22 protein-coding genes are annotated in these 25,492 nt (G+C 66.8%); 7 read left to right on the forward strand and 15 right to left on the reverse strand.

Annotation, left to right across the window (positions count from 1 at the left end; all coding sequences use genetic code 11):
- Window positions 1-6: 6 nt before the first annotated feature.
- Both D5301_RS15980 and D5301_RS15985 read right to left on the reverse strand, forming a co-directional pair.
- On the reverse strand, window positions 7-1,353 hold the full coding sequence (locus D5301_RS15980) for a phosphomannomutase (RefSeq protein ID WP_153856247.1): 1,347 nt from the start codon (window positions 1,351-1,353) through the stop codon (window positions 7-9).
- A 96-nt stretch (window positions 1,354-1,449) separates the two neighbouring features.
- Window positions 1,450-4,074, reverse strand: coding sequence for a DEAD/DEAH box helicase (locus D5301_RS15985; RefSeq protein WP_153856248.1), 2,625 nt, complete (start codon window positions 4,072-4,074; stop codon window positions 1,450-1,452).
- 173 nt (window positions 4,075-4,247) lie between these two features.
- Between D5301_RS15985 and D5301_RS15990 the strand changes: the two genes are divergently transcribed.
- Both D5301_RS15990 and D5301_RS15995 read left to right on the forward strand, forming a co-directional pair.
- Window positions 4,248-4,979, forward strand: a complete 732-nt coding sequence (locus tag D5301_RS15990) for a CoA transferase subunit A (protein ID WP_153856249.1) — start codon at window positions 4,248-4,250, stop codon at window positions 4,977-4,979.
- A gap of 1 nt (window position 4,980) precedes the next feature.
- Window positions 4,981-5,610, forward strand: coding sequence for a CoA transferase subunit B (locus tag D5301_RS15995; protein WP_153856250.1), 630 nt, complete (start codon window positions 4,981-4,983; stop codon window positions 5,608-5,610).
- Here the strand turns inward: D5301_RS15995 and D5301_RS16000 are convergent.
- Window positions 5,607-8,432, reverse strand: coding sequence for a rhamnan synthesis F family protein (locus D5301_RS16000; RefSeq protein WP_228756429.1), 2,826 nt, complete (start codon window positions 8,430-8,432; stop codon window positions 5,607-5,609). The genes D5301_RS15995 and D5301_RS16000 overlap by 4 nt on opposite strands.
- 160 nt (window positions 8,433-8,592) lie before the next feature.
- Between D5301_RS16000 and D5301_RS16005 the strand changes: the two genes are divergently transcribed.
- The gene (locus tag D5301_RS16005; protein ID WP_153856251.1) at window positions 8,593-9,180 is read left to right on the forward strand and encodes an alpha-ketoglutarate-dependent dioxygenase AlkB; all 588 of its coding nucleotides are present in this window, start codon (window positions 8,593-8,595) and stop codon (window positions 9,178-9,180) included.
- A 4-nt stretch (window positions 9,181-9,184) separates the two neighbouring features.
- Here the strand turns inward: D5301_RS16005 and D5301_RS16010 are convergent, their stop codons facing one another.
- Genes D5301_RS16010 through D5301_RS16025 form a run of 4 tightly spaced genes read right to left on the reverse strand, consistent with a single transcriptional unit; the run spans window position 9,185 to window position 12,703 of the window.
- On the reverse strand, window positions 9,185-9,826 hold the full coding sequence (locus D5301_RS16010) for an ABC-type transport auxiliary lipoprotein family protein (protein WP_110710984.1): 642 nt from the start codon (window positions 9,824-9,826) through the stop codon (window positions 9,185-9,187).
- Complete coding sequence (locus D5301_RS16015; RefSeq protein ID WP_014035909.1) at window positions 9,823-10,749, reverse strand: MlaD family protein; 927 nt, start codon at window positions 10,747-10,749, stop codon at window positions 9,823-9,825. The genes D5301_RS16010 and D5301_RS16015 overlap by 4 nt, the downstream gene beginning before the upstream one ends.
- Before the next feature lie 3 nt (window positions 10,750-10,752).
- On the reverse strand, window positions 10,753-11,580 hold the full coding sequence (locus tag D5301_RS16020) for an ABC transporter ATP-binding protein (RefSeq protein WP_110710985.1): 828 nt from the start codon (window positions 11,578-11,580) through the stop codon (window positions 10,753-10,755).
- A gap of 1 nt (window position 11,581) precedes the next feature.
- The gene (locus tag D5301_RS16025) at window positions 11,582-12,703 is read right to left on the reverse strand and encodes an ABC transporter permease (protein ID WP_153856252.1); all 1,122 of its coding nucleotides are present in this window, start codon (window positions 12,701-12,703) and stop codon (window positions 11,582-11,584) included.
- Window positions 12,704-12,795: 92 nt separating this feature from the next.
- Between D5301_RS16025 and D5301_RS16030 the strand changes: the two genes are divergently transcribed.
- Entirely contained in the window at window positions 12,796-14,055 is a 1,260-nt protein-coding gene (locus D5301_RS16030; RefSeq protein WP_094000482.1) for a threonine/serine exporter family protein, read from the forward strand.
- An 85-nt stretch (window positions 14,056-14,140) separates the two neighbouring features.
- Here the strand turns inward: D5301_RS16030 and D5301_RS16035 are convergent, their stop codons facing one another.
- The 3 genes from D5301_RS16035 to D5301_RS16045 all read right to left on the reverse strand — a co-directional run bounded on the left by D5301_RS16035 (window position 14,141) and on the right by D5301_RS16045 (window position 17,472).
- Entirely contained in the window at window positions 14,141-14,524 is a 384-nt protein-coding gene (locus tag D5301_RS16035; protein ID WP_153856253.1) for an H-NS histone family protein, read from the reverse strand.
- Between the two features lie 222 nt (window positions 14,525-14,746).
- Entirely contained in the window at window positions 14,747-16,450 is a 1,704-nt protein-coding gene (locus tag D5301_RS16040) for a proline--tRNA ligase (RefSeq protein ID WP_153856254.1), read from the reverse strand.
- A 647-nt stretch (window positions 16,451-17,097) separates the two neighbouring features.
- Complete coding sequence (locus D5301_RS16045) at window positions 17,098-17,472, reverse strand: DUF4124 domain-containing protein (protein WP_110714250.1); 375 nt, start codon at window positions 17,470-17,472, stop codon at window positions 17,098-17,100.
- Window positions 17,473-17,552: 80 nt separating this feature from the next.
- Between D5301_RS16045 and pssA the strand changes: the two genes are divergently transcribed.
- Genes pssA through rimI form a run of 3 tightly spaced genes read left to right on the forward strand, consistent with a single transcriptional unit; the run spans window position 17,553 to window position 19,329 of the window.
- Window positions 17,553-18,329: a CDP-diacylglycerol--serine O-phosphatidyltransferase gene (gene pssA, locus D5301_RS16050; protein WP_088024094.1), complete on the forward strand. Its 777-nt coding sequence runs from the start codon at window positions 17,553-17,555 to the stop codon at window positions 18,327-18,329.
- A complete protein-coding gene (locus tag D5301_RS16055; protein WP_324187336.1) occupies window positions 18,326-18,835 on the forward strand; it encodes a hypothetical protein in 510 nt (169 codons plus the stop codon). Before pssA ends, D5301_RS16055 begins: the two co-directional genes overlap by 4 nt.
- Window positions 18,832-19,329 (forward strand): ribosomal protein S18-alanine N-acetyltransferase, encoded by a 498-nt coding sequence (gene rimI / locus D5301_RS16060; protein WP_032128003.1) that lies wholly within the window; start codon window positions 18,832-18,834, stop codon window positions 19,327-19,329. The genes D5301_RS16055 and rimI overlap by 4 nt, the downstream gene beginning before the upstream one ends.
- 142 nt (window positions 19,330-19,471) lie before the next feature.
- Here rimI and D5301_RS16065 read toward each other — a convergent pair whose 3' ends face one another.
- The 5 genes from D5301_RS16065 to D5301_RS16085 all read right to left on the reverse strand — a co-directional run bounded on the left by D5301_RS16065 (window position 19,472) and on the right by D5301_RS16085 (window position 25,486).
- A complete protein-coding gene (locus D5301_RS16065) occupies window positions 19,472-20,293 on the reverse strand; it encodes an EamA family transporter (RefSeq protein ID WP_132811100.1) in 822 nt (273 codons plus the stop codon).
- Window positions 20,294-20,426: 133 nt separating this feature from the next.
- Window positions 20,427-23,255, reverse strand: coding sequence for a valine--tRNA ligase (locus D5301_RS16070; protein WP_153856255.1), 2,829 nt, complete (start codon window positions 23,253-23,255; stop codon window positions 20,427-20,429).
- 33 nt (window positions 23,256-23,288) lie between these two features.
- Complete coding sequence (locus D5301_RS16075) at window positions 23,289-23,480, reverse strand: YqaE/Pmp3 family membrane protein (protein ID WP_012510005.1); 192 nt, start codon at window positions 23,478-23,480, stop codon at window positions 23,289-23,291.
- Window positions 23,481-23,499: 19 nt separating this feature from the next.
- On the reverse strand, window positions 23,500-23,925 hold the full coding sequence (locus D5301_RS16080) for a DNA polymerase III subunit chi (RefSeq protein WP_049400292.1): 426 nt from the start codon (window positions 23,923-23,925) through the stop codon (window positions 23,500-23,502).
- 82 nt (window positions 23,926-24,007) lie between these two features.
- Window positions 24,008-25,486: a leucyl aminopeptidase gene (locus D5301_RS16085; RefSeq protein ID WP_153856256.1), complete on the reverse strand. Its 1,479-nt coding sequence runs from the start codon at window positions 25,484-25,486 to the stop codon at window positions 24,008-24,010.
- Window positions 25,487-25,492 lie beyond the last annotated feature (6 nt).

The following is a 25,492-nucleotide window of genomic DNA, read 5'->3' on the forward strand; positions in this document are numbered from 1 at the left end:
CCTCGGTTACTGCTGGATGAGGCGGGAAATTTCGTCGGTACGCGCCTGCATCAGCGCTGCATCACCGCGGGCTTCGACGTTCAGTCGCAGCAGCGGCTCGGTGTTGGAGCTGCGCAGGTTGAAGCGCCAGTCGCCGAAGTCGGCGCTGATGCCGTCGGTATGGTCCAGCGCCGGCGGCTGCGCCGCGAAGTGCTCCATCACGCGTGCCACCGCAGCCTTGGCATCGGCCACCTTGAAGTTGATTTCTCCGCTGCAGGGATAGGCCGCCATGCGGTCTTCGACCCAGTCGGCCAGCGAGCGGCCACTCTCGGAAACCAGTTGCGCGATCAGCAGCCACGGGATCATGCCAGAGTCGGCATAGGCGAATTCGCGGAAGTAGTGGTGAGCGCTCATCTCGCCGCCGTACACCGCATCTTCGGCACGCATCTTTTCCTTGATGAAGGCGTGGCCGCTCTTGCACAGCACCGGCACGCCGCCTGCCTGTTCAACCATCTCCACGGTATTCCAGACCAGGCGCGGGTCATGCACGATCTTGCCACCGGGATTGCGTGCCAGGATGGCCTTGGCCAGCAGGCCGACCAGGTAATAGCCCTCGATGAAGCGGCCGGTATGGTCGAAGAAGAAGCAGCGGTCGAAGTCGCCGTCCCAGGCAATGCCGAAGTCGGCGCTGTGTTCGCGCACTGCATCGGCGGTGGCGGCGCGGTTTTCCGGCAGCAGCGGGTTGGGAATACCGTTGGGGAAGTTGCCATCGGGTTCATGGCAGATGCGGATGAACTCGAACGGCAGGTGCGGTGCCAGCAGGTCGACGATGGCACCGGCACCACCGTTGCCGGCATTCACCACCAGCTTCAGCGGCTTGAGCTTGGCGGCGTCGACGTAGCTCAGCAGATGCTGGATATAGGCGCTCTTGTCATGCTGGGCGGTCTGCCCGGCGCTCGGCGGCTGGGCCTCGGACGCATCGGCGGCGACCGCATCGGAGATCGCGAACAGGCCGGTATCGGAGCTGATCGGACGGGCGTTCTCCTTGACCAGCTTCATCCCGTTATAGTCCATCGGGTTGTGGCTGGCCGTCACCATCACGCCGCCGGCTGCGCCGCGGTGATCGGTCTGGAAGTAGACCTCTTCGGTACCGCACAGGCCGATGTCGATCACCTCACGACCGGTACCACGCAGGCCTGCGGCCAGTGCATCCTGCAGCGCCGGGCTGGTCAGGCGCACATCGTGGCCGAGGACCACCGGGCCGGGAGCGAGCTGCGCGGCCAGGGCGACGCCGATGCGGCGGGCCAGGTCTTCGTTCAGTTCTTCCGGCACGCGGCCGCGGATATCGTAGGCCTTGAAGGCGGGCAGGGGCATCGATCAGATCCTTTGTGAGCTCAGCCCTCAATTGTAGTCCCAGTCCCGTTTGGGAATCGTTTCCATCGGAGAACGCCACCTGACTGGCGCCCCGGATCAGGCCTGCGGTGGTCGCCGGCCTGGCCGGCGGGTGCGCTTGGCCGGCAGGCCCGGCAACGGCGCCAGCAGCGCCTGGACGTCCTCCTCGCTGAAACGTGGCCCCGTGCTGCCGCCGCCTTCGAGAATCGAGTCGGCCAGCAGGGCCTTGCGTTCCTGCAGTTCGGCAATCCGTTCTTCGATGCTGCCTGCGGCGATCAGCCGGTAGACGAACACCGGCTGCTGCTGGCCGATCCGATGGGCGCGGTCACTGGCCTGGTTTTCGGCGGCCGGGTTCCACCAGGGGTCGAAGTGGATGACGGTGTCTGCAGCAGTCAGGTTCAACCCGACGCCACCCGCCTTCAGGCTGATCAGGAACACGGGTACCTCGCCCTGCATGAAGCGCTGCACCGGCGTGGCCCGGTCCTGGGTATCGCCGGTCAAGGTCACATAGGCCAGTCCCAGATCGTCCAGCGCCTGCGCGATCAGCGAAAGCATGCCGGTGAACTGCGAAAACACCAGGATGCGCCGGCCTTCCTCGACCATCGACGGCAGCATCTCTCGCAGCAGCTCCAGCTTGGCCGAGCCGGCATTGCGTGCCGGGGCGTCGCCCGGCAGCAGGCGCGGATCACAGCAGACCTGACGCAGCTTCAGCAGCGCATCCAGCACCCTGATGTGGTTGCGCGCCAGTCCGCTGTCGCTGATCGCCTCGCGGACCTGCTTTTCCATCGCGGCACGCACGGTCTCATAGAGATCACGCTGCCCGCCCTCCATCGCTACCGCGCGGGTGATGAGGGTCTTCGGTGGCAGTTCGGCGGCGACCTGGTCCTTGCGCCGGCGCAGGATGAAGGGGCGCAGCCGCTGCGCCAGCAGCTGGGCTCGGCGGTGATCGCTGCCGCGCTCGATCGGGTGGCGCCAATGCTGGTTGAACTGTTTTTCGCTGCCGAGCAGGCCGGGCAGCAGGAAGTCGAACTGCGTCCACAGTTCGCCGAGGTGGTTTTCCAGCGGCGTGCCGGTCAGGCACAGCCGGTGGCGCGCCTGCAGCGTGCGCAGGGTGATTGCGGCGCGCGACTTTGGATTCTTCACCTGCTGCGCTTCGTCGAGGATCAGCAGGTGGTAGGCATGGGCCTTCAAGGCCTCTTCATCACGCCAGAGCAACGGATAGGTGGTGATCACCAGGTCATGCTCGGGGATGGACGCGAACGAAGCTTCACGCCCGGGCCCATGCAGGGCCAGCAGGCGCAGGCCCGGGGTGAAGCGCGTCGCCTCGCTCTGCCAGTTGTGCAGCAGTGAGGTCGGCACCACCAGCAGCGCCGGCCGGTCCAGGCGTCCACTTTCCTTCTCGACCAGCAGGTGGGCCAGGGTCTGCAGGGTCTTGCCCAGCCCCATGTCATCGGCCAGTACGCCGCCCAGGCGCTGCTGCCGCAGGTACTGCAGCCACGACAGGCCTTCGCGCTGATAGCCACGCAGCGTCGCCAGCAATCCGGCCGGTGGTGCCACGTCTTCCGGCGCAGGCGCCTGCAGCAGGCGCTGTACGAGTGCCTGGGTGTCCCCGTGGCCCCGGAGCCGCAGGTGTGCGTCGTCCTGCAGCGCCTGCAGGCGACCGCGGTCCTGCGTCGACAGCCGTAGCGGCGCGCCGCGCTGGGTAAACAGATCGGCGAGCAGGGCAATGACTGGCTTCAATCGCGATGCCCGCAGTGCCAGGCGCGTGTTGCCGCCGGCAGTCAGCAGGATGTTCTCGTCATCGCCAATCGCGTCCAGCTGCGCGCGCGACCAGCGTGGGTCGGCGTGCAGCACCTGCTGGAGCAGCGGAACCATGGGCACGGTGTGGCCGTCCACCTCGATCTCGAGGCCCAGATTGAACCAGCTCCCGTCCGTCGGGTCCGCCTGGATGTCCAGGTCGATCTCATCCACCCGGGTGATGCGATGGCGGAAATCGTCGTCCGTCTCTACCTTCCAGCCCAGGGCCTCCAGCCGCGGTACGTCGTCCAGCAGGAAGCGGGTCCAGTCGAAACTGCGCAGTTCGAACAATGGGCCGGCGCCGTCCAGGACGATGCGTGGCTGTCGCTCACGGTGCAGATGCACGCCGCGCAGTTCATCTTCGCGTCGTGCCTCCTCGTGAAGGTCACGCGGCAGCAGGTAGAGCTGGCCCTGCGGGCCATGCACAAACAACGACGGGTCGTCGAGAAAGCGCACGTGCTCGTCGTACTCGAACGCGATGGTGGCGACGTCCAGCCACTGCGAAGGATCACGCTCGGTGAGCCAGTCGGGACGGTACTCCAGGCTGTGCAGATGGAGGATCGGCGTCATCGCCTGGATCGGCAGGGTTGGCAGCGTCGGATGCGCAGTGGGACGTAGCGGGCCCGAGTCGCCCTCCAGTGACGTGTCCAGTGCAGCCAGCAGGACGGAAGCGACGTGCTCGCAGTGGCCCCCCACCGGGCAGGTGCAGCGACTCTGAAGAGGGCTGTAGGGTGCGCGGGCGCTGGCGTCCAGGTCGATGGCCACCTGCCAGGTTTCCACCTGCGCGGTCAGCAGCGGTGCCCGGTAGTGCAGTTCGTGCACGGTACCTGCGCGTTGCCTGCCTCTTTCCAGTGTCCCGGCATCCAGCCAGCGGGACAGTTCCCCTCCGGTGAATACTACGGCCATGCGTCGTCCTGTCCTCTCCATCTGCGGCACGCGTTGCCAGGGGCACCGCAAGCGGGGAAGGGGACATTCTACGGAAAGGCGGCCGCGCATACCGGTTCATGCTGCGGCGCACCCCAGCCGGCAACGGGTGTGCCGCTAGAATGGCAGCATTCTCACCGGGTAGGGCAGTAGAGATGCAGCAATCGACTTCCACCGGCAAGCGCGGCAAGCGCTTCGCCAGTGCGGCGGAGGCCCTGCAAGGGGTGGTCGCCGATGGCCAGACGCTGGCCGTGGGCGGCTTCGGCCTGTGTGGCATTCCCGAGGCACTGATCGCCGCGCTGCGCGACAGTGGCGCCAAGAGCCTGACCGTGATCTCCAATAATGCCGGCGTCGATGGCTTCGGCCTGGGCCAGCTGCTGGAAACCCGGCAGATCAAGAAGATGATTTCGTCCTACGTGGGCGAGAACAAGGAATTCGAGCGCCAGTTCCTGGCCGGCGAGCTGGAGCTGGAATTCAACCCGCAGGGCACCCTGGCCGAGCGCCTGCGTGCCGGCGGCGCGGGTATCCCGGCGTTCTTCACTGCCACTGGCTACGGCACGGTGGTGGCCGAAGGCAAGGAAACCCGCGAGTTCGACGGCAAGCACTACGTGATGGAGACCGCGCTGCGTGCCGATGTCGCGCTGGTCAAGGCGTGGAAGGCCGACGAAGCAGGCAACCTGGTGTTCCGCAAGACCGCGCGCAATTTCAACCCGGCCTGCGCGATGGCCGGCAAGGTCTGCATCGTGGAAGTGGAGGAGGTCGTGCCGGTCGGCGCCATCGATCCGGACCAGGTGCACCTGCCGGGTATCTACGTGCACCGCATCGTGCACAACCCGCATCCTGAAAAGCGTATCGAACAGCGCACCATCCGCGCGGAGGGCAACTGACATGGCGTGGACCCGCGATGAGATGGCGGCACGCGCCGCCCGCGAACTGACCGATGGTGCCTACGTGAACCTGGGCATCGGCCTGCCGACCCTGGTCGCCAACCATATTCCCGAAGGCGTGGATGTGTGGCTGCAGTCGGAGAACGGCCTGCTCGGTATCGGCCCGTTCCCGACCGACGCCGAAGTGGACGCCGACCTGATCAACGCCGGCAAGCAGACCGTCACCGCACGTGCCGGTGCCAGCTACTTCGGCAGCCACGACAGCTTCGCGATGATCCGCGGCGGCCACGTCAACCTGGCCATCCTCGGCGCCATGCAGGTCACCCACAAGGGCGACCTGGCCAACTGGATGGTGCCCGGCAAGATGGTCAAGGGCATGGGCGGCGCGATGGACCTGGTGGCCGGCGTGCAGCGCGTGGTGGTGCTGATGGAGCACACCGCCAAGAACGGCGAGCACAAGATCCTGACCGAATGCACGCTGCCGCTGACCGGTGTGGGCGTGGTCGACCGCATCATCACCGATCTGGCCGTGTTCGACGTCACCGACAAGGGCCTGTTGCTGGTGGAAGCGGCGCCGGGCGTCAGCGATGACGAGTTGAAGGAAAAGACGGGCGTGGCCTTTCAGCGCTAGTCCTGAGGGCTCGCGCTGACTGTACCGCGTCCGGTGAACGCGTCTTCGGTGGCGAGTTGGGCAAGTACAAGGTCGGCATTCCATCGCCCACTGCCCAGACATTGGAGTGGAACCTGGACGCCCTCGGCGTCCAGGTTCAGCTCGGCGATGTCCTCATGGAGCGTATGGCAGGTTTCTTCGATGAAGGTCAGCGTCCCGGTATGGACCTCGGCGAGGATCTCCAGGGCAGCCGTTGGAAGTTCAACGGAACCGAAGCGGGGCGTATTCAGGCCCTCGCTGCTTTCAGTGAAGCCGTTGAACTGGCCGTGCGGAGCTGCCAGCAGTGACTCCAGCAGCAGGTCGTTGGCAAGGATGGGGGAGTCTGTTTCGTTGCCGCCATTGCGGCCGTCGAAGTACCGTGCCTCGGCCCAGCCCTGCGATGCCAGTGCGCTGGCGCCTGCGCGCAGGGCCATGTAGCAGCCGCCCAGTGGTGTGCCGAGCAGGCGCGCGAGGTTGCGCTGGATGCTGCCGGCGTAGCCCACGTCGATCACCATTGGCGTCGATGAGCCGACGGTACGGGCCCAGTACGCCTGATAGACCTTGCGATGGCGGGCAGCCAGCGACAGAAGTGCATCCCTGACCGGGTGCAGCCAACGCTGTACCTCGTCGGCCATTTCCGGCAGAAAGACGTCGCGCTCCATCAGCGCCGGCTGCAATGCCGCCACCCGTGCCACGGCATCTTCGCCGAGTCGTGCCTGCAGCAGGCCGCGCAGCGACCCGTTGAACGTACCCTGCATGAGCAGTGCAAGATCTGAGGCATCGAGCTGTGCGGGCAGCAGCGTCGCCCGACGCGACGCCAGAAAATAGGTGCTCTTGATCCTGGCGGCGAACGGGTGTGCGGCCTGCAGCCGGGTGAATGCCTGCTCCAGCAGATAGCCTTCGCGGCTCAGGAACAGCAGGTGGTCCACCTCGCGGCGGCGAGCTACGTCGATGATATGCAGCAGGAAGTCCAGGACCAACGGGCCGAGTACCGTATAGCCCAGCGTATGTGCATCGAGCTGGGGACGACCGAGCAGCCGCTGCGGAGAGGTGTCGGCGATCGCAGCGAAGCTGTTTGCCAGCAGGCCGCGCCAAAGCTGCTCAGACCATGGTGCCTGGGTGCCCTGGGGATGGCGGAGCGGGCGAAGGCCCGGTACGACGTCCAGCAGGGTGACCGGCCGCAGCACGTGCACGGGCGTAAGCAGGCCGCCCAGCTGCGGCATCTGGATGTCGGCGTGTTCGTTGTCACCCACATGTAGCCAGCGGCCATCTTCGCGCCCTTCCTGACGCGCCAGCTGCTTCCAACTGTCGGCAGAGTCCTTGCGCAGGCCGGTCTCGCAGGAAATCCACCACCGCGAGATGAGCTGCTGCACTCGATCGGGCAGGACCTGCCGCATGTCGTCGCTGGATAGATACATGTCGGAGAACGCCGTCAGCGAAGTCAGCTTTGCATCTACAAGCGCTGTCAGCAGACCTTGCCGCGGCCGGAGTATCGCGCACTCATGCATTCGCTCGGCATTGGCAAGCATGCTCGCATCCACGCCAGGCAACGCGAGGCGCCCGGCAAGCTCGATGTGGATCTCGGAGAGGGAGGGGTCCCGCTGCAAGATTTCACGCAGGCAGCTTTCCGCATCGGCGCGATGCCGGGAGAAATCGCATATGCCCCATTGCCGCTCCAGTCGCCAAGCGAGATGCTCGCGGGCCGCGGCGGGTGTCAGGAACACGCGGGTGACCAGCGTATCGAAAATATCGACCGTGACCATGCGTGCGTCCAGCGCGGCTAGCGTCAAACGGTCAGACAGGCCGGTTTGAAGTGCCTCGCCGACATTACGTTCACCTTCGGCAGCAAGTGCCAGGCGACCATCGGGTGGCAGGATGCCCAAGCGGAAACCCTGGTGGCGGGCGATGACGCCAAACAGGCGCTCGACGGCGTGCTGCAGCGTTCCATCCACCTGGCCCTGTTCCACGGGGAAGGCATCCAGTGGAAGGTTCAGATCGTACAGCGGTCGCAGCGCATCGACTCGCGCCCAGAACATCGAGCCGGCGGGGAAGTCTATGTAACGCTGCGCATCCAGGGCGATTCCAAGTTTCTGCGCGAGTGCGTCGCACGCGGGGCCATTGCTCAGCCAAGTGTGCGCCCAGAGTGGAACACCGTCGTAACTTTCAGGATAGACCAGGCCCAGCTGTGGGTCGGCCTGGAAGGTGCCCAAGATCCAAGCGATGCGCTCACGTGAGCCCAAAAGGCTGTCTAACAGGTAGTGGCGCCACGTCTGCTGTTCGCTACCGGTATAGAGCGATTTCTTGGTGTGAATGTGGCACACCAGATCCAGTGCCTTGATCTCTTCGCGGAACGTTACTAATAGTGGAGCGATGTCGCGACCACGATTCTGGACTTGGCGGACAAGGAGGGTCTGGACGTTCGGAAGGCGCCCGAATGCCTCACGTGCCTGCGCTTCGGCTGCAGCGTCCATCACCGAGACCAGCAAGGTAAAGCGCAGTGGCATACGCGAGAGCGTGGTGGCGAACTCGTTGATCAGGTCTGGATAGAACACGTGCGCCATCACGCCCACACTCAACCGCAGCTGTTCCAGGGGGATCGGCACAGGCAGCGCAGGCGTATCGAAGGGTTCGCTGGCGCGGGTGCGGACGACGCTGGCCGAGCGCAGGCGCGCAATGAAACCGCGCACGCCCATTGCATGAACTACCTTCAGTGCGCGGAGCAGCACCGATCCCAGTCCAGCCATGCCACCGCCGTGGCGCTGCACCGACCGTCGCGCGGTGGCGAGATAGCGCCCCAGGCTCATGACTGGCCTCTGCGGGGCTGTGGAAGAGGCGGCAGGGGGGAGGGGCACGGCATCAGGTGCATTGGGCAGTGGCGCTGAAATGTCCCGTCATTCTCCGGTTTGCGCCTGAATCGAGCAAATCAGGCATGCTCGCTGTTGCTCCTGTCCAGTACCCGGCCCAATGCTGTTTCCTCCTGATCTGCCTGACGCTGATGTCCGTCATCTATCGGGCTGGCTGCCCGCTGGCAAGGCCGCTGCATTGCTGCTGACCCTGCAGGCCGAAGTCCCCTGGGAAGTCCACCGCATCCGCATGTTCGGCAACTGGGTGGATTCGCCGCGGCTGAGCTGCTGGATCGGCGATTCGCAGGCGCGCTACCGCTATTCCGGGGCTGAATTCGTGCCGCACCCCTGGCCATCCGCGTTGCAGGCCATGCGTGATCGCCTGCAGGTGGAGGGCCTCGGCCGCTTCAACAGCGTGCTGCTGAACCGCTATCGCGGCGGCGGTGATTACATGGGCTGGCACAGCGATGACGAGCCGGAACTGGGGCCGGCCCCGGTGATTGCTTCGCTGAGCCTGGGCGCGGCGCGGCGCTTCCTGCTGCGCCGGCGCGATGACCCGGCGCGGAAGGCCGAGTATCTGCTCGGCCATGGCGATCTGCTGGTGATGGCCGGTCAGACCCAGCAGTTCTATCAGCACGCGCTGCCGAAGATGGCGCGGGTGCAGGGCGAGCGGATCAACCTGACGTTCCGCTGGATCACGCCGCGCTGATCGATCAGCGTGCGACGGTCGGCTGGTCGGCCTGCCCGCTGGTCAGCGTCCAGCCCACCACGTCCTGCGCCAGCTGCTGCAGGCCACGTTCGAAGGCGGCGGTGACGGCAGGAACATCGGTGCTGCCGACCGGCTGCGCCTGACGGAAGGTGCGGTCGGCGACCACGCGCTGGTCGGCGACGTGGATCAGCTTGGCGTTGACCTCGATCACCACCGTCGGCGTGGCCTGTCCCTGGTAATCCGATTCGAAGCGGCGCACGTCGGTGGACAGCTTGTAGTCGGCACGGATGCCGGCGGTGCTGCGGGCGACGCCGCGGATGCGGCCGGAATCCTCGAAGCCGCGCAGCAGCGTGTCCTCGATCATGTCGGTAGCCGGCTGGACCCAGCTGGCGCCCTTGTAGATCTCCATCTGCGACGGCGTCGGCCGCACGTTGATGCGCGGGCTGTCAACCATGCGCGCGGCGCTGGGCTTGGCCAGTACCAGCTGCCAGCTGGCCTGCGGCCATGCCGGGTCCGTCTTCACCTGCACCGAGGGCGAGTACAGCGTCACCGCGGTTTTCTCGCTGCTGCCAAGGATGGAGCAGCCGCCCAGCAGGGGGACCATCGAAGCGGCCAGCAGCAGGCGCGGAAGGGTGGTCGGGCTCATTTGGGTTCGAACTCCTTCGGTGCGTCGCGGCCCAGCAGGTAGCGCGCGGGGTTGTTCTCGAGGCGGTCGCTGACCCGGCGCAGGTCGCGGATCAGGCCGCGCAGTTCGGTCAGCGTCGGGCCGAGCTGGCCAAGGCCATCGTTGGCGAAGCTGTTGATCGCGGCGCGGTTCTCACCAAGGATCGAATCGGCGTTGCCGGCGGCCGAATCAAGCTTGGCCAGGGTGCCGTCGAGCTTGTCGATGATGCCGGGCAGCTGCTGCACCAGGTTCTTGTCGAGGCGCTCGATGGTGCCGTTGGTGGTCTTCAGCGTGGTGTCCAGGCTGCGCGCGGCATCGCGCGCGCTGAGCAGCAGCGCCTGGGTACCCTGGTCACGGTCGGCCAACCCACCGCTGATGGTTTCCAGGTTGGCCAGTGTCGCGTTGATCGAAGCCACGTTGCGGTCGCTGAGGATCTGGTCCATGCGCTCGACGATGCGGTTGGCGACGTCGGTGATGTTCTGCAGCGCGGAGGGCGTGGTCGGAATGATCGGTGCCGGGTCCTTGTTGACCGTGGTCAGTGCCGGCGACTGCGGTGTACCCCCGCTGAGCTGGATGATCGACGGGCCGGTCAGGCTGGTGATCGCCAGCTTGGCGCGGGTATCGGTCTTGACCGGCGTGTTGGAGTTCAGGCGGATGCGCGCGACGACCTGGCGCGGGTCGTCCGGTACCAGGTTCAGTTCGGTGATCGAGCCCACGGCGATGCCGTTGTACTGCACCGGGCTGCCCACCGACAGGCCGGTCACCGCTTCGCGGAACACCACGCGGTATTCCTGCCAGGTGCGGTCGGAGGAGTACTTGGCGGCCCACAGGCCGAAGGCCAGCAGGGCCAGGCCGGTGATCAGGGTGAACGCGCCGATCAGCACGTAGTTGGCTTTGGTTTCCATGGCTCAGGCACTCTCGATCTGTTCGCCACGCGCGGCGCGCGCGCGGGGTCCGTGGAAGTATTCCTGGATCCACGGATGATCCAGTTTCTCGATCTCCGGCAGGGGCGCGTTGGCCACCACCCTGCGGTCTGCCAGCACGGCGACGCGGTCGCAGATGGCGTACAGGGTGTCCAGGTCGTGGGTGATCAGGAACACGGTCAGCCCCAGTGCTTCCTGCAGGGTCTTGATCAGGCGGTCGAAGGCGGCCGCACCGATCGGGTCGAGGCCGGCGGTGGGCTCGTCCAGGAACAGCAGCGGCGGATCCAGCGCCAGCGCCCGGGCCAGGCCGGCGCGCTTGCGCATGCCACCGGACAGCTGCGAGGGCAGCTTGTTGATCGCATCGGCGGGCAGGCCGGCCAGCTTCACCTTCAGCAACGCCAGCTCGTAATGCCAGCGCTCGGGCAGCTCGCGATGGTGCTCCTTCAGTGGCACCTGAACGTTCTCGCCCACGGTCAGCGAGGAGAACAGGGCGCCGTCCTGGAACAGCACGCCGGTGTTGCGCTCGATGTGCAGGCGGCTCTCGGCATCGTCGGCACGCGCGTCGCGGCCGAGCACTTCGATCTGCCCGGCATCGGGCACGCGCAGGCCGAGGATCGAACGCATCAGCACCGATTTGCCGGTACCCGACCCCCCCACCACGCCCAGGATCTCGCCGCGGCGCACATCAAGGTCGAGATCCTCGTGCACGGTCTGGCTGCCGAACCGATTGACCAGGCCACGCACGCGGATGGCCAGCTCGTGGCCCTGGTCGTCGTGCATGTCGATGGGGTCGGGGAGGGCTGATGTGCTCATGTCACCAGTCCATGTGCATGAACCACAACGCCGCGAAGGCGTCGATGATGATCACCAGCGAGATCGTCTGCACCACGCTGGACGTGGTGCGTTCGCCCACCGACTGCGCCGTGCCTTCGACCTTCAGGCCTTCCAGGCAGCCGATCAGGCCGATCACCAGCGCGAATACCGGCGCCTTGGACAGACCGACCAGCATGTGCCGCACTTCCATCGTGTCGTGCATGCGCGCGATGTACATCTGCGGTGGAATATCCAGGTCGAACGCACCCACGGTGATGCCGCCGGCCAGGCCGGCGACCATTGCGATGAAGGTCAGCAGGGGCAGGGTGACCAGCAACGCCAGCAGTCGTGGCAGTACCAGCAGGTCGATCGGATCCAGGCCCAGGGTGCGCATCGCATCGATTTCCTCGCGCGCCTTCATCGCGCCGATCTGCGCGGTGAACGCACTGGCAGTGCGGCCGGCCAGCACGATCGCGGTCAGCAGCACGGCAAACTCGCGCAGGAAGGCGATGTTGACCAGTTCGACCACGTAAATCTCGGCGCCGAAATCGCGCAGGATGGTCGAACCGAGGAAGGCGATCACCGCGCCGACCAGATAGGACAGCAGCGCCACCAGCGGTACCGCGTCCAGCCCGACCTGTTCCATCTGGTGCACGGTGGCCGTCATCCGGAAGCGGCGGGGTTCCTTGACCAGGCGCGCGGCCTTGACCAGATTCTCGCCGAGGAAGCTGCACAGCGCCTTGATGTTGTGGCCGGTGGCATGGACGCTGACACCCAGCCGCTCCAGCGCGGCCAGCACACCGAAGTCGCGCTTGGGCCTGGGCCGGTCGTCGGCCACTTCCTCGATGGTGCACACCAGCGCCTGGTGATCCGGGCGGAACTTCAGAGCGTCTTCGCCAAGGTCGGCACGGTGGGCTACGCGCAGCACCTGCAGCACGCCGGCCGAATCCATCTTCTCGATGGCGGTGGCATCGATGCCGGTCAGCGTATCGGGAACGCCGCGCAGGACTTCGGCCGCGGCCAGCGCGGTCTTCAGGGTCCAGGTGCCGGACAGGCGGATCAGGCCCGGGTCATGGGCGTCCTGTTCGAGCTGGGGGGCGTGGTTCGGGGTCACTTGGGCCATTCGGGTCGCAGCATAACCGTTCTGTCTTGGGCATCGCGTCGAACTCGGATGAATTTCTCCGGTAAGGCCCAGCCTAGGTAATACTACGGCGCATGTCCGCAGACGCTCACACGATCCCCACGCCCCAGGCCACCTACGCGCAGCGCGTGGCCTTTGTTTCCGAGATCGCCGGACGCCTGCACAGCTATGGCACCACGGCCCAGCGCCTGGAAACGGCGGTGGTGGCACTGGCCCGCCAGCTCGACCTGGATTGTGAACCGTGGTCGAATCCCACCGGTATCATCCTCAGCTTCAGCGACCCGGCGCAGGCAATCGGCTCCAGTGACATCACCCGCGTGATCCGCCTGGCGCCCGGTGAGAACGACCTGCACAAACTCAGCGTCGCCGACCATATCGCCGAGGAAGTGGCCAACGGGCGGATGAGCATCGCCCAGGGCCACACGGCGCTGCGCCAGCTGGACAAGGATCCGGGCCGGCGCGGCAAGCTGCGCACCATCCTCTCGTTCACCCTTGGCGCAGCCGGTGTGGCCGGCATGTGGAAGCTGCCATGGCTGGACATCGCCACCGCCGGCGTCATCGGCCTGATGATCGGCCTGCTTGGCATGGTCACCGACCGTCGCCCGGCCACCCGCGAAGCCGCCGAGGCGCTGGCCGCGCTGCTGGCCGGCATGGTCGCCACCCTGGTGGCGTCCTTCATCGGCGCGCTCAACCTCAACACGGTGATCATCGCCTCGCTGGTGGTGCTGCTGCCCGGCATGTCGCTGACCAATGCGGTCAATGAGCTGGCCAGCCAGCACTGGGTGTCGGGTACCGCGCGCTTTGCCGGTGCGCTGACCACCATCATGAAGCTCAGCGTCGGCGCGATGATCGCGGTGACCCTGGCCGATGTGCTCGGCCTCGATCCGGTGATCCGCGCCACGCGGCCGCAGGGGCCGTGGGTGGAGTGGGGCTCGCTGCTGACCGCGGCGTTTGCCTTCGCGATGCTGTTCAAGGCCAACCGCCGCGATTATCCGTGGGTGATCGCGGCCTCGGTGGCCGGCTATGCGATCTCCAAGTTCGGTGGCCACGCCTGGGGCGCACCGGCCGGCATCTTCCTGTCGGCAATGCTGCTGACCGCCGGTGGCAATCTGTTCGGGCGCCTTGTTGGGCGCCCGGGCGCGATCATCCGCCTGCCGGGCATCATCATGATGGTGCCCGGCAGTACCAGCCTGCGCGGCGTGCTGACCCTGGTCCAGCAGCAGGACGTGGGCGCTGGCCAGAGCGTGTTCCTCACCGTGCTCAATGTGGTGATGGCGCTGGTGGCTGGCCTGCTGTTCGGCAACCTGCTGATGCCGGCGCGCAAAACCCTGTAGGTGCGCACCGTTGGTCCACGCACCTCAGCGGGAAAAGAAAAACGCCGGCTTTCGCCGGCGTTTTTCATTGCATCCCGATTCGGCCTCAGGCCTTCTTGATCAGGAAATCTTCCGGCTTCTTGTTGCCCTTGGCGGTCAGCTCGGCCATCCAGCGCGGCTGCTTGCCACGACCGGTCCAGGTTTCCTTCGGGTTGGCCGGATTGCGGTACTTCGGGGCAACCTTGCCCAGCTTGCGGCCGGCGGTCTTCGACGGTGCCTTGGTTGCCGTGGCGACCTTGCGGGTGCGCGGGGCGGGGGCGCCACCGAACAGTTCCTCGATGGTGTAACCCTCGGTCTTGGCCAGCTTGGTCAGCTGGGCCCGGACCTTGGTGATCGGCCGGCGCTTGGCGACGATGGTCTGCTGTTTCTTGGCGGTGCGGATCAGGGCGCCCAGCTCGCGTGCCGACAGGCCGGTCAGGTCAATGCTCATTTACGGTTACTCCGGAAACTAATGTGTGGACGGGACGAGCCAGTCCATGGCGTCGGCGGACAGAATAAAGATGAATTAATCAGAGTACAAATGCAGGCAGGACAAGGCTTGGCGACATGCCGGCCGCATTGCGTCGATTTTGACCGGATTATGTCCGCTGCAATATCGGTTGGTTGGACACAATGCAAAAAAAGACCGGGGCACGCCCCGGTCTTTCTCTGATCAACCCTGCAGGCGCTGCAGCAGGGTGGCCTTGTCCAGATTCTCGGCTTCACTGGCACGACGCGAGCGGTATTCGTAGGTGCCGGCGGCCAGGCCACGCTCGCTCACCACCACGCGGTGCGGGATGCCGATCAGTTCCATGTCGGCGAACATCGCGCCCGGGCGCAGGCCACGGTCGTCGAGTGCCGCGTCCAGGCCGGCATCGCGCAGCTCCTGCAGCAGGCTGGCAGCAGCATCGGCCACGGCGGCGTCGCCCTTCGGGTTGATCACGCACACCACCACCTGCCAGGGTGCCATCGCGTCCGGCCAGATGATGCCGGCATCGTCATGGTTCTGTTCGATCGCGGCAGCCACCACGCGCGAAATGCCGATGCCGTAGCAGCCCATCGCCATCACCGCCGCCTTGCCGTTCTCGTCCAGCACGGTGGCATCCAGCGCTTCGGCATACTTGCGGCCGAGCTGGAACACGTGGCCGACTTCGATGCCACGGGCGATCTTCAGTTCGCCACCGTCCAGCGCGCGGTCACCGGCACGCACGTTGCGGATGTCGGCCACTTCCGGTTCCGGCAGGTCGCGACCCCAGTTGACGCCGGCCAGGTGGAAACCGGCTTCGTTGGCGCCGACGACGAAATCGGACATTGCCGCCACTTCGCGATCGGCCACCACGCGGATGGCCTTGGCCGGGGCGACCGGGCCGAGGAAGCCCGGCACGCTGCCCAGATGTTCGGCGATTTCCGCCTCGCTGGCGAAGCGCTGTTCGTCCAGGCCGGAAACCTTGGCCAGCTTGATCTCGTTGACTTCATGGTCGCCGCGCACCAGCACCAGCACGAACTGCTGTGCCTCGCCTTCGCCCGCGATCAGCGCCACCGACTTCACCGTGCGCTGCAGGTCGATGCCGAACAGGGCCGCGACGTCCTCGCAGGTCTTCTGGGTAGGCGTGTCGACCTTGCGCATCGCTTCACCGGCTGCTGCACGCGGTGCCGGATCGGCGGCAATCGCCGCTTCCATGTTGGCCGCGTAGTCCGAACCGGTGGAGAACACCAGCGCGTCTTCGCCGGAATCGGCGATCACGTGGAATTCCTGCGAGGCATCACCGCCGATCGCGCCGGAGTCGGCCTGCACCATGCGGAAGTCCAGGCCGAGGCGGGTGAAGATACGGCTGTAGGCCGACTTCATGTTCTCGTACTCGCGCACCAGGCACTCATCGTGCAGGTGGAACGAATAGGCGTCCTTCATCAGGAACTCGCGCGAACGCATCACGCCGAAGCGCGGACGGATCTCGTCGCGGAACTTGGTCTGCACCTGGTAGAAGTTGACCGGCAGCTGCTTGTAGCTGGACAGCTCGCTGCGCGCGAAGTCGCAGGCGGCTTCTTCGGCGGTCGGGCTGTAGCAGAACACCTGGTCCTTGCGGTCCTTGATCTTCAGCAGCTGCGGGCCGAACTTCTGCCAGCGGCCGGTCTGCTCCCACAGTTCCTTCGGCTGGATGGTCGGGATCTGGAATTCCACGGCACCCGCACGGTCCATTTCCTCGCGCACGATGCGTTCAACCTTGCGCAGCACGCGCAGGCCCAGCGGCGACCAGGTGTACAGGCCCGATGCCAGCTTGCGGATCATGCCCGCGCGCAGCATCAGCCGGTGGCTGGTCAGCTCGGCGTCGCTGGGGGTTTCCTTGGTGGTGTGCAGGTGGAACTGGGAGAGGCGCATCGTCGGCTTCGGATAACGGCAGAGACGCCTATTCTGCCAGCCCAGCCGGGGGGAGGGGTATCGGCAGGGCTGCGCCCTGCACCCGCCTCAAGCAACGTCAACAGCAACAGCAACAGCAAGAACGGGTTTCCTGGGAGATGGCGGGGTGGGTCCGGCGGCAGGGGACGCCGTAAACCCATCCATGGGGGCTTGGTCGCGGCTTGCTCGTGTGCGCTGTCCCGCGCACACGGCAAGACCAGGGTTGGGCTTCCTGCCCAACCCGCCCGAGGCATGCCTCGGGCCCATGCCGCTCACACCCCTGCCGCCGGACCCACCCCGCCTTCGACAGATTTCCGCGATGGACGATTTATGGGGTCAGATCCGTTTTCCTGCGGAAAACGGATCTGACCCCGGATTCAATTCGAGATCTGACAGATTTCATCCACGCATGGCGTGGATCTACCACCGTCACCGGGAAACTGTCGAAGGCGGGGCGGTGTCGGATTGCGGGGTGTCCGCGGCATGGATGCCGCGGCCAAGCCCCCAGGGACGGGTTTACGGCGTCCCCGCAATCCGACACCGCCCCGCCAAACCCACTGAAAGCCCAGAGCCGGTTGTTGCCCTTGCTGTTGCCTCTGCGGGTGCAGGGCGCAGCCCTGCCGATACCCTCACTCTGCCGGGCAGTAGGCCTTGATGGTGGCTTCAGCCAATCCCTTCTGTGCGCTGCGCTGCTCCGGGGTCAACGCGGTGTCAGGCTTGCCGTCGCCGTCGGTGTCCTGCATCACCTGGCCGGTGCCCTCCAGCAGCGTCAGGTTGGCGCGGGCCGTGCGGCACTGCTCGGGGACCGGTGCGGCCGGGGTCTCGGTGCTGGCGGCCGGCTGTGGGCTGCGGGCCTGCTCGCGGGTTTCATACTTCCTGCCCGCTGGAGGGGTCTCCGAGTACTGGGTCACGCCATTGGCGTCCTTCCATTTATAGACCGGGCCAGCCACGGCGTTGGCACTGGCCAACAGCAGCAGGCATCCAAGGCAGGACAGGGCACGCATGGCGGACTCCACGGAATGGGCGTAGAACGTCGATTGCAGCATTGGCGCCGAGTACTGGCAAGTCGATTAAACTGGATTCCATGGACCCGATCACACCGCCGCCGCGCTCGCGCACGATTTACCTGCTGCCCAACCTGTTCACCACCGCCGGCCTGTTCGCAGGCTTCTACGCGATCATCGCCGCAGCCAACGGGGATTTCGTCAATGCCAGCATCGCCGTGTTCGTGGCGGCGGTGATGGATGGCCTGGACGGGCGCGTGGCGCGCCTGACCGGCACCAGCAGTGAATTCGGCGTGCAGTACGACTCGCTGGCCGACCTGGTCAGCTTCGGCATGGCCCCGGCGCTGGTGATGTACCACTGGTCGCTGTCGTGGCTGAAGTTCGATGACCCGCTGCTCGGACGCGTCGGCTGGGCCGTCGCCTTCCTGTATGCCGCCTGCGCGGCGCTGCGCCTGGCCCGCTTCAATACCCAGGTCGCCGTGGTCGACAAGCGCTGGTTCGTCGGCCTGGCCAGCCCGGCTGCGGCCGGCCTGATGATGTCCTTCGTCTGGGCCTTTGCCGATGGCAACCTGGGCTGGGACGGCAACCAGCTGCGCTACGTGGCCTTGGCGGTGACGATCGTCGCGGCGCTGCTGATGGTCAGCCGCATTCGCTTCTGGAGCTTCAAGGGCGGTGCCGCCAAGGGCACCCGCTCCGATCGCGTGCCGTTCTTGGTGCTGGCGCTGGTGCCGGTGGCGATCGCGATTGCGGTGATCGACCTGCCGCGCGTGCTGTTTGCGGTCGGCATCCTGTACGCCTTGTCCGGCCCGGTGATGTGGGCCGTGCAGCGCCTGCGCAAGAAGCCCGAGGCCGCGTGAGCCAGGACCTGCCCGTGCTGTGGTCACCGGCCCAGCAGGCCTGGCTGCAGGCCATGGGCTACACCGTCTACCACGACGGCCAGCTGGCCGCCGAACTGGATGCCGCGCTGCAGCTGAGCGTGGCCGAAGCCGAGGCGGCTGCCGCGCCAGCGGCGGAGCAGGCGCGGGCGTCAACCGCACCCGCGCGCGAACCTCTGGCTGCGGCCGCACCGGTTTCCCGCCAGGAACGCCCGGCGCCAGCGCGTCGCGAGACCCCGGTCAGCGCACCGGACACCGCGCCCGCGGCTGCCCGGCCGCTGCCTGGCGGCAATGCCCGGCAGCCGGTGGTGCGCCTGCCGGATCGCCTGCAGATCGCCTTGCTGCGCGCATCCGGTTGCAACCCCAATGATCCGGCCACGCAGTCACTGATGGACAGCTGGCCGCTGGACCAGCTGCGCCACGACCCGGCCGCCAAGCGCGCGCTGTGGCCGCAGCTGCGCGCCCTGCGCAAGCGGGGTGCGCCATGAGTGCGGTCAGCCAGCCCGGTCCGGTCAGCCTGCGCGCGCTGCGCGAGAGCGACCTCAACGCGGTGATGGCGATTGAAGTACGCGGCTATCCGTTTCCCTGGACCCGCGGCATCTTCGTCGACTGCCTGCGTGCGGGCTATCCGGGCCTGGCCATGGAGCGTGATGGCCAGCTGATCGGCTATGGCGTGCTCAGCATCGCGGCCGACGAGGCCCATGTGCTGAACGTCTGCATCGATCCACTGACGCAGTCGCGTGGGCTCGGACGTCAGTTGCTGCGCGCGCTGGTACAGCTGGCCGGCGACCGGGGTGCGCAGCGTGTGTTCCTGGAAGTGCGTCCGTCCAACACACCCGCGCTGGCCTTGTACCACAGCGAAGGCTTCAACGAGATCGGTCGCCGCCCGCGTTACTACCCGGCCGCACAGGGCCGCGAAGACGCGGTGGTGATGGCGATCGAACTGGTCGATGGCGACCTGCAGGCGATGCCGCCGCTGTAACGGAGATGGGTTGCCGGCCAGCGGCCGGCACTACCGGTAGCCGGCAACCTGGGGTGGCAGGAATGCGCCGACCAAGGTCGGCTGCTACCAAGGCGTGCAATGGCTTGTCCGGTAGGTGCCAACCTTGGTTGGCACGCTTTCCTCACGCCAGCCGCAGTGCCAACACGCCGCCGACGATCAACGCCGCCGCCAGCCAGCGTGCACGCGGAATCCGCTCGCGCAGCAGGAACACCGAGATCAGCAACGCGAACAGGATCGACGATTCGCGCAGCGCCGAGACCATCGCCACCGGCGCCTGGGTCATTGCCCACAACGCCATCGCATACGAGGCGGTGGTGCCGACGCCACCGGCCAGCCCCAGCGGCCAGTGCTGTCGCGCATAGTCCAGCACCGCGCCGCGGCGCGTGTACAGCGCCCACAGTGGCAGTGGAATGCCCGACAGCAGGAACAGCCACAACGTATAGCTGAGTGCGCTGCCGGACTGACGCGCGCCCTGCGCATCGACCAGGGTGTAGGTGGCGATCATCGCCGCAGTCAGCAGCGGCAGCCGCAGCTGGCCGCCACGCGCACCCAGTGCCATGCACAGGATGCCGGTGCTGACCAGCACCACGCCCAACCACGCCGCCGGTGGCAGCTGCTCGCCCAGCAGGGTGCCCGCCAACGCGACCAGGATCGGCGCGCTGCCGCGCATCAGCGGATACGCCAGGCTCATGTCGACCTGCTGGTAGCAGCGGGCGACCAGGCCGTAGTACGTCACCTGCAGCAGCACCGATGCGCCCAGCCACGGCCAGCTGTGCGCGGCCGGGAACGGCAGGAAGGGTAGGGCAGCCGCCGACAGCAGCGCGGCGCTGCCGGTGACCAGCACGGTGCCGAGGAACTTGTCCGGCCCGCGTTTGACGATCGCGTTCCAGCTGGCGTGCAGTGCCGCGGCAGCGAGGACGAGCAGGAAAATGGAAAGCGGCATCCGGTGATGATGCCATGCGGGGCAAATGGAAACGCCGGGCATCGCCCGGCGTTTCCGATTCCGCTTCGGTGGGTGCCAACCTCTCCCGCCGTGGTAGGTGCCAACCTTGGTTGGCACGCACCAGAGCGCGGCGTTACAGCTTCGCGCGCTGCTCGCGCAGGCCGGCCAGCTGGGTGTTCCAGTCGACCAGGCGCACGCGTTCCTGCTCGACCACGGCCGGCGGCACCTTGTCGGTGAACTTGGCCAGTTTGGTCTCGCTCTTTTCCTTTTCGGCTTCGACGCGGGCGATTTCCTTGTCCAGGCGCACGCGCTCGGCATCGAGATCGACCAGGCCTTCCAGCGGCACCAGCAGCTTCAGCTCACCGACGATCGCGGCGGCGGCCGGCGGGGCGCTTTCGCCTTCGGCCAGCCACTGGATGCTGTCCAGCTTCAGCAGGAACGACAGCGAGGCGCTGAAGCGTTCGATGCGCACGCGGTCCTGCTCCAGGCCGGCCTGCAGGCGTAGCGGCACCAGCTTGGACGGGGCCACGTTCAGTTCGCTGCGCACGCGACGCACCGCACTGATCACCGCCTTCAACCATTCCACGTCGGCTTCAGCCTGAGTGAAATCGCCTTCGAACTCGGCGGCGGTCGGGTACGGACGCAGCGACAGCGTGCTCTCGGCCAGGCCCAGGCGCGGGGCCAGCTGCTGCCACAGCTGTTCGGTGATGAACGGCGTGAGCGGGTGCAGCAGGCGCAGCAGGGCTTCCAGCACGTACAGCAGGGTGTGGCGGGTGCTCTCGGCGTCAGCGGCGTCACCACCGTTCAGTGCCGGCTTGCTCAGCTCCAGGAACCAGTCGCAGAACGCGTTCCAGGCGAACTCGTACAGGCACTGTGCCAGCAGGTCGAAGCGGTAGGCGGCGAAATGGCCCTGCGCTTCGGCGGTGGTGGCGGCCAGGCGCGCCAGGATCCAGCGCTCGGCATCGGTGCGCGGCTTGGGCACGCCGCTGAACGCCGCGCCCTCGGTGTTCATCAGCGCGAAGCGGCTGGCGTTCCACAGCTTGTTGCAGAAGTTCTTGTAGCCCTCGGCGCGGTTCATGTCGAACTTGATGTCGCGGCCGTGGGTGGCCAGCGCGGCGATGGTGAAGCGCAGCGCATCGGCACCGTGGGCGGCGATGCCGTCCGGGAATTCCTTGCGGGTGGCCTTCTCGATCTTCTCCACCATCTTCGGCTGCATCAGGCCGCCGGTGCGCTTGGCGACCAGGTCGTCGATGGTGATGCCGTCGATGATGTCCAGCGGGTCGAGCACGTTGCCCTTGCTCTTGGACATCTTCTGGCCCTGGCCGTCGCGGATCAGGCCGGTGAAGTAGACGTCCTTGAACGGGATCTTCCCGACCAGGTTGTCGGTGGCCATGATCATGCGCGCCACCCAGAAGAAGATGATGTCGAAGCCGGTGATCAACACCGACGACGGCAGGTAGCGGTCGAAGCCGCGCTCGGCCATGGCCTGCTCGTTGGGCCAGCCCAGGGTGGAGAACGGCCACAGCTGCGAGGAGAACCAGGTCTCCAGCACGTCGCTTTCCTGGTTCAGCACCACGTCGCTGCCCAGGTTGTTCTTTGCCCGCACTTCCTCTTCGCTGCGACCGACGTAGCAGCTGCCGGTGGCGGCATCGAACCATGCCGGAATGCGATGGCCCCACCACAGCTGGCGGCTGATGCACCAGTCCTGGATGTTGTTCATCCAATGGCGGTAGGTGTTGATCCAGTTCGGCGGCACGAAGGAAATGCTCCCATCCTCGACCAGTTCCAGGCCGCGCTTGGCCAGGTCGTCCATCTTCACGAACCACTGGTCGGTCAGGTACGGCTCGATCACCTGGCCGGTACGGTCGCCGCGCGGCACCTGCAGCTTGTGCGCCTTGGTCTCGACCAGGATGCCCAGGTCTTCCAGCTCGGCCAGCACGGCCTTGCGCGCGGCGTAGCGGTCCAGGCCCTGGAATCGCTCCGGCGCGTTCTCGTTCAGCGCCGCCACCGGGGTGAACAGGTTGATCATCGGCAGGCTGTGGCGCACGCCGACTTCATAGTCGTTGAAATCGTGCGCCGGGGTGACCTTGACCACGCCGGTGCCGAACGCACGGTCCACGTAGTCGTCGGCGATCACCGGGACGCGGCGGCCGGTCAGCGGCAGCACCACGCTCTTGCCGATCAGGTGCGCATAGCGCTCGTCTTCCGGGTGCACCATCACCGCGGTATCGCCCAGCAGGGTTTCCGGGCGGGTGGTGGCGACGACCAGGTAGTCGCGGGTTTCGCGCAGGGTTTCCACGCCGTCGGCATCGCGCTCGACGTGCTCGTAGCTCAGGCCCTCATCCAGCGTGTAGGCGATCGACCACAGGAAGCCGTCTTCCTCGGCGCTTTCCACTTCCAGGTCGGAAATGGCGGTCTTCAGCACCGGGTCCCAGTTGACCAGGCGCTGGCCGCGATAGATCAGGCCCTGCTCGTACCAGCGCACGAAGGCCTCGTTGACCGCCGCCGACGGCTGCGGGTCCATGGTGAAGGTGCTGCGCGACCAGTCGGCGGAGGTGCCGAGGCGGCGCATCTGGCGTTCGATGGTGTCGCCGGACTGCTGCTTCCACTCCCAGACCTTGCCGATGAAACCTTCGCGGCCCAGCGAATCGCGGGTCTCGCCCTTGCCTTCCAGCGCCAGGTTGCGGCTGACCACCATTTCGGTGGCGATGCCGGCATGGTCGGTACCGACCTGCCACAGGGTGTCGTAGCCGCGCATGCGGTGGTAGCGCACCAGCGCGTCCATCAGGGTCTGCTGGAAGGCGTGGCCCATGTGCAGGGTGCCGGTCACGTTCGGCGGCGGCAGCAGGATGGTGTACGGCTCGCCCGTGCCGGACGGCTTGAAGTGGCCGGCCTTCTCCCAGGCCTCGTAGAGGTCGGTCTCGAAGGACTTCGGGTCGTAACTGGAGGCGAGTTGGGTCATGCGGGGGAACCGGTAATCAAGGCGGAAGGGAGATCAGCGCGGCCCGAGGGCGCGCCGGATCTTCTGGTCGGTGTGGTACTGGCTGACCGCGTAGGCGGCCCAGATGGCGGCGGGCAGCCAGCCGATCAGGGTGATCTGCAGGATCAGGCAGACGATGCCGGCAAACGGTCGGCCGATGGTGAAGAAGGACAGCCAGGGAAGAATCAGGGCGATCAGCAGGCGCATCAAGGGGTCCTCGCTGGACTTACATGTCGTGCTTGTTCAGGTCGTAACCGGCGGCCTTGTACTGGCGCCAGCGTTCGCGCAGCGGTTCGCGCGCTTCCGGGTCGGCCGGAACCACTTCCAGCACGCGCTCGCACTCGCCCAGCCAGGGTTCATCGCGCAGGTTGATCACCAGCGGGCGCGCCGGTGCCTCGGTGCCGGGCACGGCGATCAGCACCAGGGCTTCTTCCTCATCCATGTCCTCGCCGGCGATCTGGTGCGGGATGTAGGCATCGTTGTCGAACGCCCACAGCAGTTCGTCCAGCTCCTCGGCCTGGGCCTGGTCGCGGGCCAGCACCAGGGTGAACAACCCGGCGTCGTTGGCCTTGCGCGCCAGCTCGCAGACCAGGCGCAACGGCTCGGTCAGGAAGCGGGGCTTGGCGATCAGGTAGAAGTCGGCGCGGGGCATGGCAGGGTCCGGGTCAGGCAGGGGCCCGGCAGTGCCGGGCGAGGCCCTGGCCGGCGGGGGCCGGCCAGGGTCGGGTACGGCATCAGGCGCGGGCGGCCTGGTCCAGCAGCCACTGGCTCAGCAGGCCGACCGGGCGGCCGGTGGCCATGCCACGCTTGCCTTCATCGCTGGCCACGCCGGCGATGTCCAGGTGGGCCCAGCGCTGGCCTTCGGCGAAGCGCGACAGGAAGCAGCCGGCAGTGATCGCGCCGGCCCAGCGGCCGCCGATGTTGTAGACGTCGGCGAAGGTCGAATCCAGCATCGGCTGGTACTCGTCCCACAGCGGCAGGCGCCAGGCGCGGTCGAACACGTGCTCGCCGGCGGCCAGCAGCTCGTTGGCCAGGTCGTCGTGCTTGCTCATCAGGCCGGCGGTCTGGTGGCCGAGGGCGACCATGCAGGCACCGGTCAGGGTGGCGACGTCGACCAGCGCGGCCGGCTCGAAGCGCTGCGCGTAGGTCAGCGCGTCGCACAGGATCAGGCGGCCTTCGGCGTCGGTGTTGCCGACTTCGATGGTCTTGCCCGACATCGAGGTGATCACGTCGGACGGACGGTAGGCGTTGCCGTCGATGGCGTTCTCCACCGCCGGCACCACCACCACCAGGTTCAGCGGCAGCTTGGCCTTGACCGCAGCGACGAAGGTGCCGATGACGTTGGCGCCACCGCACATGTCGTACTTCATCTCCTCGATGCCGCCCTGGGTCTTCAGGTTGACGCCACCGGTATCGAAGGTGATGCCCTTGCCGACCAGCACGTACGGCTTGGCGTCGCCGCCATTGTTCCACTTCAACACGACCAGGCGCGGGCGGTTGGCCGAACCACGGGCCACGGCCAGCAGCGAGCCCATGCCCAGTGCTTCCATCTGGTGCTCGTCGAGGATCTCCGCCTCGGCACCGTCGTGCTCGCCGGCGAACTTCACACCCACTTCGGCCAGGTAGGCCGGGGTGCAGTAGTTCGGCGGCAGGTTGCCCAGCTCGCGGGCGAACTCGACGCCGGCGGCGATGGCCTGGCCCTGGGCCAGGGCCTGGGCGTCGTCACCGGCGATGGCCAGCTGGGCCAGGCCGGCGTCCTCGGCCTTCTTCTTGCCCAGGGTGGCGGTGTAGCGGTACGCGGCGTGATCGGCGGCGATCACTGCCTGGCGGATCGCCCAGGCCGCGTCGCGGTCCTTCACCGCCACTTCGGACAGGGTGAACAGTGCGCTGCGGGCAGCACCGGCCTTCAGCGCGCGCACGGCGTCGCCGACGGCCTTCAGGTACTGCGGCACGCCGAAGCGGGCGGCTTCGCCGAGGCCGACCACCAGCACGCGCGGGGCGGTCACGCCCGGCAGGTCGTGCAACAGGGTGGTCGCGCCGGTCTTGCCGGACAGATCGCCGCGCTGGGCCAGGGCGGCCAGGCGGCCACCACTGGCGGCGTCCAGGGCCTGGGCAGCCGGGGTCAGGGTATGGTCGGCATACGCGCCGACCACCAGGCAATCAACGGTGGCGGCGGCCGGAGCAACGTGGTTCAGGGTGAATTCGAGGGCCATTGAGCA

Source organism: Stenotrophomonas sp. MH181796 (assembly GCF_009659995.1).
Classification (GTDB): domain Bacteria; phylum Pseudomonadota; class Gammaproteobacteria; order Xanthomonadales; family Xanthomonadaceae; genus Stenotrophomonas; species Stenotrophomonas riyadhensis.

What these genes read in the sequence shown, in the direction of transcription:
- D5301_RS15980 (WP_153856247.1), bottom strand. Translation starts at nt 1,353, where the DNA reads ATGCCCCTGCCCGCCTTCAAGGCCTACGATATCCGCGGCCGCGTGCCG.
- D5301_RS15985 (WP_153856248.1), bottom strand. Translation starts at nt 4,074, where the DNA reads ATGGCCGTAGTATTCACCGGAGGGGAACTGTCCCGCTGGCTGGATGCC.
- D5301_RS15990 (WP_153856249.1), top strand. Translation starts at nt 4,248, where the DNA reads ATGCAGCAATCGACTTCCACCGGCAAGCGCGGCAAGCGCTTCGCCAGT.
- D5301_RS15995 (WP_153856250.1), top strand. Translation starts at nt 4,981, where the DNA reads ATGGCGTGGACCCGCGATGAGATGGCGGCACGCGCCGCCCGCGAACTG.
- D5301_RS16000 (WP_228756429.1), bottom strand. Translation starts at nt 8,432, where the DNA reads ATGAGCCTGGGGCGCTATCTCGCCACCGCGCGACGGTCGGTGCAGCGC.
- D5301_RS16005 (WP_153856251.1), top strand. Translation starts at nt 8,593, where the DNA reads ATGCTGTTTCCTCCTGATCTGCCTGACGCTGATGTCCGTCATCTATCG.
- D5301_RS16010 (WP_110710984.1), bottom strand. Translation starts at nt 9,826, where the DNA reads ATGAGCCCGACCACCCTTCCGCGCCTGCTGCTGGCCGCTTCGATGGTC.
- D5301_RS16015 (WP_014035909.1), bottom strand. Translation starts at nt 10,749, where the DNA reads ATGGAAACCAAAGCCAACTACGTGCTGATCGGCGCGTTCACCCTGATC.
- D5301_RS16020 (WP_110710985.1), bottom strand. Translation starts at nt 11,580, where the DNA reads ATGAGCACATCAGCCCTCCCCGACCCCATCGACATGCACGACGACCAG.
- D5301_RS16025 (WP_153856252.1), bottom strand. Translation starts at nt 12,703, where the DNA reads ATGGCCCAAGTGACCCCGAACCACGCCCCCCAGCTCGAACAGGACGCC.
- D5301_RS16030 (WP_094000482.1), top strand. Translation starts at nt 12,796, where the DNA reads ATGTCCGCAGACGCTCACACGATCCCCACGCCCCAGGCCACCTACGCG.
- D5301_RS16035 (WP_153856253.1), bottom strand. Translation starts at nt 14,524, where the DNA reads ATGAGCATTGACCTGACCGGCCTGTCGGCACGCGAGCTGGGCGCCCTG.
- D5301_RS16040 (WP_153856254.1), bottom strand. Translation starts at nt 16,450, where the DNA reads ATGCGCCTCTCCCAGTTCCACCTGCACACCACCAAGGAAACCCCCAGC.
- D5301_RS16045 (WP_110714250.1), bottom strand. Translation starts at nt 17,472, where the DNA reads ATGCGTGCCCTGTCCTGCCTTGGATGCCTGCTGCTGTTGGCCAGTGCC.
- pssA (WP_088024094.1), top strand. Translation starts at nt 17,553, where the DNA reads ATGGACCCGATCACACCGCCGCCGCGCTCGCGCACGATTTACCTGCTG.
- rimI (WP_032128003.1), top strand. Translation starts at nt 18,832, where the DNA reads ATGAGTGCGGTCAGCCAGCCCGGTCCGGTCAGCCTGCGCGCGCTGCGC.
- D5301_RS16065 (WP_132811100.1), bottom strand. Translation starts at nt 20,293, where the DNA reads ATGCCGCTTTCCATTTTCCTGCTCGTCCTCGCTGCCGCGGCACTGCAC.
- D5301_RS16070 (WP_153856255.1), bottom strand. Translation starts at nt 23,255, where the DNA reads ATGACCCAACTCGCCTCCAGTTACGACCCGAAGTCCTTCGAGACCGAC.
- D5301_RS16075 (WP_012510005.1), bottom strand. Translation starts at nt 23,480, where the DNA reads ATGCGCCTGCTGATCGCCCTGATTCTTCCCTGGCTGTCCTTCTTCACC.
- D5301_RS16080 (WP_049400292.1), bottom strand. Translation starts at nt 23,925, where the DNA reads ATGCCCCGCGCCGACTTCTACCTGATCGCCAAGCCCCGCTTCCTGACC.
- D5301_RS16085 (WP_153856256.1), bottom strand. Translation starts at nt 25,486, where the DNA reads ATGGCCCTCGAATTCACCCTGAACCACGTTGCTCCGGCCGCCGCCACC.